We start from the raw sequence: 7701 nt of genomic DNA, 5'->3' as shown, positions 1-7701 counted from the left end.
TAGCGTCGATGGTAGTGTGGGGTTTCCCCATGTGAGAGTAGAACATCGCCAGGCTTTTAATTTAGACTTAAATGTCTAACCAGTGCGGAGCGGTAGTTCAGTTGGTTAGAATACCGGCCTGTCACGCCGGGGGTCGCGGGTTCGAGTCCCGTCCGCTCCGCCACTTATTCGAGAGTCGTCTCATTAAACACGAACTGCAGGGGTGTAGCTCCAATTGGCAGAGCAGCGGATTCCAAATCCGCGTGTTGGGAGTTCGAATCTCTCCACCCCTGCCATATTCAAGGCTCTGAACGAAAGTTCAGAGCCTTTTTCATTTCTTTACCATTTTTATACCGATATCATTGCCTAATCATCCACTACTTTTGACGATGGATGTTACTTGTATTTCAGGATTTTGTTCACTTCAATTGAAATCATGACTTCCTAGTCGCAATATGCTTTAGAAACCTCTCTTCACAATAAGCAAGGATCAATGGATGTTCGCTAAAATACTGGCGTCATTGTGCACGATGTATTCAATACCTATTTGGGCATTGCAAATGACAGCGTGGGAATTGGTGACCGCACCAACGCGTGAACGTGCTCAATCAATAGGATCGTACGCAAATGGCTGTTTAGATGGTGGTATCGCTTTACCACTAGAGGGGGAGGGGTATCAAGTTGTGCGTGCACAGCGTAATCGCTACTTTGCGCATCCAGAAACCGTCACTTTTATACAAGAGTTAGGCTATTACGCGGATACACATTTGGCTTCTACTCTAATGATTGCGGATGTCAGTTTACCACGAGGCGGGCGTTTTTCTTTTGGTCATGCGAGTCATCAAACCGGACTTGATATTGATGTATGGCTTAAACTAAACACCTCTCCTTTGAATAAATATGAGCTTGAACAGGCAAAGACAGCGAGTGTCGTCAATTTCGATACCATGACTATTCGTGCCGATGAATGGCGTGATGAGCAATTCGAGTTGATCCGAGCCGCAGCCGAAAATGGCAGGGTAGCAAGAATTTTTGTCCACGCCGTTATCAAGCAGCGTTTATGTCAGATGGAAACATCCAGTCATAGGTCGTGGCTGAGAAAGGTAAGGCCTTGGTGGGGACATTCTTCACACATGCATGTGAGACTCTCTTGCCCACAAGGAAGCGATGACTGTGTCGAGCAAGCTTTGCCGCCGGAGGGGGATGGTTGTGGTGAAGAAGTGTTGAGTTGGATAGAACGTCCAACACCACCGGCGAAAAAAGCACAGGAGCCAGAGCCTATCTCTGAGGCATGTGTGACGGTACTAAATCAGAAACGTGAGAAATAAATAAAGCGCCCATTGGCGCTTTATTTGATATCGATTAAGCTAAGCCTTGGATGATGACAAACTTTTCAAGCAGTTGCTCTTCCGTTTCGATGTGGTTTGGATCCGTAATGATGCATTTTGTAATAGGACAAACAGACTGACAGGTCGGCTTGTCGTAATGCCCTTTACACTCGGTGCAGAGGTTAGGGTCAATTTCAAAGATTTTATCGCCCATTGAAATCGCCCCATTTGGGCATTCCGGATCACACATGTCACAGTTGATGCACTTATCCGTGATAAGCAATGCCATAGCTTAGTTACCTGTTGGGTTACGGGTATCCTGACCTTCGTTTAGGTTACGCATAAGTAACGCGTAGCTCAGATCCATATCCTGTGGAACTGGAATAAAGACAAAGTGGCCGTTACCTTTTGCATCGTCAATTGACTCAGACTTACGGTTTTCCATCTGTTCAAGAGTGAAAATGACGTTACCTTTTGGCGTCATTAGTTCTAGGCTATCACCCACAACAAATTTATTTTTCACTTCTACTTCCGCTAAGTCACCGCGGCGTTTGCCTGTAAATTCACCAACAAACTGTTGTGAATCCGAAACGGAGTAACCGTAGTCATAATTTTGGTACGCGTCATGAGTGTGACGACGTAGGAAACCTTCTGTGTATCCACGGTGAGCAAGGCTTTCTAGTGTTCCCATTAGTGTTTCGTCAAATGGTTTGCCCGCTACCGCATCATCAATGGCTTTACGATAGACTTGCGCCGTACGTGCACAATAGTAGAAGGATTTAGTACGGCCTTCAATTTTCAGAGAATGAACACCCATCTGAGTTAAGCGCTCTACATGCTGAACTGCACGTAGATCTTTTGAGTTCATGATGTAGGTGCCGTGCTCATCTTCAAATGCTGCCATTTTTTCGTCAGGACGATGACTTTCTGATAGAAGAACAACATCGTCGATGGGTTTGCCACGACCAATGGTGGTTTCTGGGCGCTCTTCCTGCACTTCGATTGCTTGCGCAGCATTTGGATCAAACTGTTCTACGATTTGACCGGCATCGTCTTCTTTGCCTTGCTCAACCTTGTATTCCCAACGACAAGCATTAGTACAAGTGCCTTGGTTAGGGTCGCGTTTGTTGATGTAGCCAGACAGTAAGCAACGACCAGAGTAAGCCATACACAAGGCGCCATGGACGAACACTTCGAGTTCTGTTTCTGGACACTGTTGACGAATTTCTTCGATCTCTTCGAGTGATAGCTCACGAGAAACAATGACACGCTCTACACCATAGGCAGCCCAAAACTTCACCGTTGCCCAGTTCACCGCGTTGGCTTGAACTGAAAGGTGAATCGCCATATCAGGAAAGGCTTCACGCACCATCATGATCAAGCCTGGGTCAGACATAATTAGCGCGTCTGGGCCCATATCCACAACCGGCTTCAAATCTCGGATAAACGTTTTTAGCTTAGAGTTGTGCGGTTGAATGTTACATACCACATAGAACTTCTTGCCTAAGGCATGCGCTTCGTCGATACCAATTTTTAGGTTCTCGTGATTGAACTCATTGTTACGAACACGAAGGCTGTAGCGAGGTTGCCCGGCATAAACCGCGTCAGCGCCATAAGCAAATGCGTAACGCATATTCTTTAGACTGCCCGCAGGCGACAATAGCTCAGGAACAAAGGGTGTATTTGATGTCATTGCTTGAATTCTCTTTTTATCTGATCACAGGTCAGTACGATTCCACCATATGGAATCGGGGCGCAAATTTTACGCCAAATTGTGATCCTTGACTAGGTAAAAGAGAGAAAAACGCCTTCTGTGGCGAAGGCGTTGAAAAGGCTTAAGCGTTAGGGTGAGGTAAACCACCCAGTGCTTGAAAAAGGTTTGGCAAAAATGCAGACAGCTCACCACACATGAGAGAAAAGTCTGCATCAAAGCGTGCGGCTTGATCTTCTCGCGGAATATCGTCGTTTTGATCGCGTAATTCATCAGAAAACTTCAAACGTTTGATGCTAGCATCATCGGCCAGAACAAACTCCAATCGTTCTTGCCAATTGAGGGCCAGTTTTGTCACAACTTTATCCGCAGCGATATGACTGAGAATTTCGTCGCTGGTGAGCTCTTGCTTCTTACAGCGAATGATGCCGCCATCTTCCAGAACCGATTTAAGTTCGGCTTCATCGAGTAAATGGAAACCTTGTGGTGTTTGGCCTGTTTTTACCCATTCAGTCAACGTGGTCTCAACCGCTTTTTCTGGAATCGCAGGTACAACAGGTAGGCTACCCATGGTTTTGCGCAGCAGTGCGAGCACGTCTTCTGCTTTTTTGTAGCTGCTGGCATCGACCAAAATAAACCCTTCTTTTGGCAAGATGAGCACATAGGTGTGATTACTGCGGCTGAAAGCTCGTGGTAGAAGATCAATGATGATCTCTTCTTTAAGTGTTTCTTTCTCTTTTTTCTTCAGCGGTCGGCCTTCTTGGGCTTCCATCGCTTCCACTTTGGCATTCAGTGATTCTTTGATCACCGAAGCGGGCAGCATTTTTTCTTCTTTTTTAGCACAGATAAGAATGCGGTCTTCTGACACGTGGGTCATCATATCACCGTGTCGTCCCATCGCGCTTACCCAGCCAAATTTTTGCTTATCCTGGCTGCCACAAGGCGTATAACGGAACTCTGCCAATTGTTTTTCAAGTTGATCTGCGTTGAATTCAATCTCGCGATTCACGCGATAGACCATACAGTTTTTAAACCACATAGCGCTTCTCTAAGATAAATACAGGGGCAACATGATAGGCAATTTTTTCTGGCTTGTCCTAATCGAGTTGGAAAAAATCAAGATGAATCAACAAAGACAGTTATATGAAAATTTGTTTGCAAAGGTCACAAAAGTGTCATAATTGAACGTGATAATGCTTTCAGTTGCAAAGGGCTAGGGCCTATAAATTATTCAAACTTACATAAGGTTATTCAATTATGTCTAGAAGGATTCTGGTAGTAGAGGACGAAGCGCCAATTCGCGAAATGCTGTGTTTCGTGCTTGAACAGAAAGGTTACCAGGCGGTTGAAGCTGAAGATTATGATACGGCAGTAAACAAACTTGCTGAACCCTTCCCAGATTTAGTATTACTGGATTGGATGCTGCCAGGTGGCAGTGGCATCAATTTCATTAAGCACATGAAGCGTGAAGAGCTGACGCGTAACATCCCTGTGGTGATGTTGACGGCTCGTGGTGAAGAAGAAGACAAAGTTCGTGGCCTTGAAGTCGGTGCGGACGATTACATTACCAAGCCTTTTTCGCCAAAAGAGTTAGTGGCTCGCCTTAAAGCGGTGATTCGCCGTGTCACGCCAACCGCACTAGAAGATGTGATTGATGTTCAAGGGCTTAAACTCGATCCTGTTTCTCATCGTGTGACGGCCAATGACGCGCCTGTTGATATGGGGCCAACAGAATTCAAAATGTTGCATTTCTTTATGACCCACCAAGAGCGCGTGTACAGTCGTGAGCAACTGTTGAACAATGTGTGGGGCACCAATGTTTATGTGGAAGATCGCACGGTTGATGTTCACATTCGTCGTCTGCGTAAAGCGCTAGAAGATGCAGGGCATGATAAACTGATTCAAACAGTGCGAGGCGCGGGCTATCGTTTCTCAACGAAAGCGTAAATACCATGTCGGAGTCGTGAGTGGTTGAAAGATTAACTTGGAAAAAGCTGGCATGGGAGCTGGCTTTTTTTTACACCCCCTGGGTAATTGTTGGGTGGATATTCGGCTATATGCCGTGGCTGCTTTTGGTGGCGACGGCTTTGCAGCTTGGTTGGCATTTACACAATCAGGTACGTTTGTCTGCGTGGCTCTGGGATGAAAAGCGTTTAACGCCGCCATCGGGCAGTGGTAATTGGGAATCGCTGTTTAATGGCCTTTATCGCTTACAGCAAAGGCAGCGACGCAAGCGTAAAGAACTGACGAATTTGATCCGTCGTTTCCGCAATGGTGCAGAATCGTTGCCGGATGCGGTTGTGGTGTTTCGTGCGGAGGGCAACATTGTTTGGTGCAATAAACTGGCGCAACATCTATTAGGTTTCCATTGGCCTGAAGATTCTGGTCAGCCTATTTCTAATCTTCTTCGCACTCCTGACTTTATTAAATATCTCTCTGGTAATGATTTTTCTGAACCGTTGGAAATGTGCTCGCCGCTAAACGTTGAACGTACGCTGGAACTGCGTATTGTTCCTTATACTGAAGGTGAGCACTTGATGGTGGTGCGTGACGTGACGCAGTTGAAACAGCTAGAAGGCATGCGTCGAAACTTTTTTGCTAATGTTTCCCATGAGTTACGCACGCCAATGACGGTGCTTCAGGGTTATCTCGAAATGACCGAAGATCCGGACATGTTGGTTGGCCCCATGTGGGGCAAAGCCCATCGTGTGATGACGGAACAGCTGAATCGAATGAACAGTTTAGTGAATCAGTTGTTAACCTTATCCAAGATCGAAGCGTCGCCAATTCATGAGTTGGATGAAGTGGTTGATGTGCCAGCCATGCTGGAAGTGCTAGAGAAAGAAGCGGTAAGTTTGAGTGGTGATAATCAGCACGCCATTTCTTTCCAAGTGGATAAAGCGCTCAAAGTCTATGCCGATGAAGATCAACTGCGCAGTGCTATTTCGAACCTAGTATACAATGCCGTGAAGTACACACCCGCTGGTGCAAACGTACAGGTTCGCTGGTATCGCAATAGCAAGGGGGCTTGCTTGGAAGTGGAAGACAGTGGTGATGGTATTGAACCGCAACATATCCATCGTCTGACAGAGCGTTTTTATCGCGTTGACAAAGCACGCTCTCGTGACACCGGGGGCAGTGGTTTAGGTCTGGCGATTGTAAAACATGCTTTGACTCATCACGACACTCATTTGGATATCCAAAGTAAAGTTGGCAGTGGCAGTAAGTTTTCATTCGTTTTACCGGCAAAGTTGGTGGCGAAATGAAACGATGGTGGTTGAGTTTATTGTTGATGGGTGGAATAAGTGCGAGTGCTCAGGCATTGGATACACCATTGCAACCTTATAAAAAAATCCCCGGTGTTTCTGGGAATTTGTTATCTGTCGGCTCGGATACGCTTGCGGGGATGACCACACTTTGGGTGGAAGAGTTTAAGGCGCTTTATCCGAACATCAATGCTCAGGTGCAAGCCTCGGGCTCCTCAACGGCGCCTCCCGCTCTGACGGAACAAACGGCGCAGTTTGGCCCAATGAGCCGCCCAATGCGTTTAAGAGAAGTGGAAGCCTTTGAGCGAACTCATGGTTATAAACCTACGGCGTTGCGAGTTGCGATTGATGCCATCGGTATTTTTGTTCATCAAGACAATCCGGTTCAAGGTCTCAACTTTCCGCAGTTGGACGCCATTTTCTCCGCGACTTTACGCTGTGGTGCAGAAGATTTTGTCAGCACGTGGGCGCAGCTTGGTATTGATGCGGAGTGGGCAAAGCGCAACTTTCAGCTCTTTGGGCGCAATTCGGTTTCTGGAACCTACGGCTACTTCAAAAAGCACGCCCTGTGTGGCGGCGATTTTAAAAGCCAAGTGAATGAGCAGCCGGGGTCGGCTTCGGTAGTGCAATCGGTGGCATCCACGCTCAGTGGCATAGGTTACTCTGGTGTGGGTTATCGTGTGGCGGGCGTGCGCCTACTTCCTATTGCTAAGCAAGGTAATGAGTTTGTTTATCCGAGTCGAGAAAACATTCTGACTGGCGATTACCCTCTTTCGCGTTATCTATATGTGTATGTCAACAAGCATCCGAATAAGCCGTTGAGTCCCATCGAAGCGGAGTTTATTAAGTTTATCTTTTCGGCACAGGGGCAAGCATTAGTGGAAAAAGATGGCTATGTATCGATCACTCGTGATTTCGCGCGAGAAGAGCTTGTAAAAGTTGGCCTGTAAAGATTGATATTTATAGGACCCCATTTCGTGTACATATTGCGTATTTAGCTGGTAACCATACTACTGGTTTGTTGAGATAGGGCGAGATAGAAGTAACAATGCTGCCGTTAATTAGATAGCTTTGTCTGTTTTGTGTTCGATTTTGCCTTGAGGAGCTTAAAAAGCAAGCAAGTGAACTTGTTTTTGTTTTTTTTTTAAATTTCCACTTGCCAAAGAAACAACCTTGCCTATAATGCGCATCCACCGACACGGCAGACAGCGTAAGGCTTCGGCGAGGTCGGGTGAGGTAAAAGCTTATGAGAAAATAAATTTGAAAAAGTGTTTGACTCTTCAAATTAACTCGCTAGAATTCACCTCCGCTTTGAGAGAAAAACTTCTTGAGAAGCAAGCTCTTTAACAATTTAAACCTATCAATCTGTGTGGGCACTCGTTGATGATAATCCAAAAGATTTATCAATGAACTGAGT

The 7701-nt window shown here is 46.1% G+C and carries 7 protein-coding genes and 2 tRNA genes; 6 read left to right on the top strand and 3 right to left on the bottom strand.

The window, feature by feature from the left end; genetic code table 11:
• Positions 1–86 precede the first annotated feature (86 nt).
• The 3 genes from FC652_RS19095 (at position 87) to mepA (ending at position 1307) form a co-directional block, all read left to right on the top strand.
• Positions 87–163 (top strand) — tRNA-Asp (locus FC652_RS19095).
• 35 nt (positions 164–198) lie between these two features.
• A tRNA-Trp gene (locus tag FC652_RS19090) sits at positions 199–275 on the top strand.
• A gap of 201 nt (positions 276–476) precedes the next feature.
• The gene (gene mepA, locus FC652_RS19085) at positions 477–1307 is read left to right on the top strand and encodes a penicillin-insensitive murein endopeptidase (RefSeq protein ID WP_176299788.1); all 831 of its coding nucleotides are present in this window, start codon (positions 477–479) and stop codon (positions 1305–1307) included.
• Between the two features lie 34 nt (positions 1308–1341).
• Here the strand turns inward: mepA and FC652_RS19080 are convergent, their stop codons facing one another.
• From FC652_RS19080 to rdgC, 3 genes are all read right to left on the bottom strand, one after another.
• Positions 1342–1596: a YfhL family 4Fe-4S dicluster ferredoxin gene (locus tag FC652_RS19080; RefSeq protein ID WP_011078569.1), complete on the bottom strand. Its 255-nt coding sequence runs from the start codon at positions 1594–1596 to the stop codon at positions 1342–1344.
• A gap of 3 nt (positions 1597–1599) precedes the next feature.
• Entirely contained in the window at positions 1600–3000 is a 1401-nt protein-coding gene (gene yegQ, locus FC652_RS19075; RefSeq protein ID WP_011078568.1) for a tRNA 5-hydroxyuridine modification protein YegQ, read from the bottom strand.
• Positions 3001–3142: 142 nt separating this feature from the next.
• The gene (gene rdgC, locus FC652_RS19070; protein ID WP_011078567.1) at positions 3143–4057 is read right to left on the bottom strand and encodes a recombination-associated protein RdgC; all 915 of its coding nucleotides are present in this window, start codon (positions 4055–4057) and stop codon (positions 3143–3145) included.
• Between the two features lie 218 nt (positions 4058–4275).
• Here rdgC and phoB point away from each other — a divergent pair, with 218 nt between their 5' ends.
• The 3 genes from phoB to FC652_RS19055 are packed head-to-tail and all read left to right on the top strand — an operon-like array spanning position 4276 to position 7234.
• Positions 4276–4965 (top strand): phosphate regulon transcriptional regulator PhoB, encoded by a 690-nt coding sequence (gene phoB, locus FC652_RS19065; RefSeq protein WP_011078566.1) that lies wholly within the window; start codon positions 4276–4278, stop codon positions 4963–4965.
• Between the two features lie 20 nt (positions 4966–4985).
• Positions 4986–6284 (top strand): phosphate regulon sensor histidine kinase PhoR, encoded by a 1299-nt coding sequence (gene phoR / locus FC652_RS19060; RefSeq protein ID WP_045621519.1) that lies wholly within the window; start codon positions 4986–4988, stop codon positions 6282–6284.
• Complete coding sequence (locus FC652_RS19055) at positions 6281–7234, top strand: PstS family phosphate ABC transporter substrate-binding protein (RefSeq protein ID WP_176299787.1); 954 nt, start codon at positions 6281–6283, stop codon at positions 7232–7234. The genes phoR and FC652_RS19055 overlap by 4 nt, the downstream gene beginning before the upstream one ends.
• Positions 7235–7701: the final 467 nt, after the last annotated feature.

It is taken from the genome of Vibrio sp. 05-20-BW147, assembly GCF_013369385.1.
In the GTDB taxonomy this organism is placed as follows: Bacteria; Pseudomonadota; Gammaproteobacteria; order Enterobacterales; family Vibrionaceae; genus Vibrio; species Vibrio floridensis.
Note: the sequence above shows the minus strand (reverse complement) of the source record. Positions and strands in the feature narration are given on the sequence as shown.

Excerpts from the sequence above, each read along its gene's own strand:
- mepA (WP_176299788.1), top strand. The coding sequence starts at position 477 with ATGTTCGCTAAAATACTGGCGTCATTGTGCACGATGTATTCAATACCT.
- FC652_RS19080 (WP_011078569.1), bottom strand. The coding sequence starts at position 1,596 with ATGGCATTGCTTATCACGGATAAGTGCATCAACTGTGACATGTGTGAT.
- yegQ (WP_011078568.1), bottom strand. The coding sequence starts at position 3,000 with ATGACATCAAATACACCCTTTGTTCCTGAGCTATTGTCGCCTGCGGGC.
- rdgC (WP_011078567.1), bottom strand. The coding sequence starts at position 4,057 with ATGTGGTTTAAAAACTGTATGGTCTATCGCGTGAATCGCGAGATTGAA.
- phoB (WP_011078566.1), top strand. The coding sequence starts at position 4,276 with ATGTCTAGAAGGATTCTGGTAGTAGAGGACGAAGCGCCAATTCGCGAA.
- FC652_RS19055 (WP_176299787.1), top strand. The coding sequence starts at position 6,281 with ATGAAACGATGGTGGTTGAGTTTATTGTTGATGGGTGGAATAAGTGCG.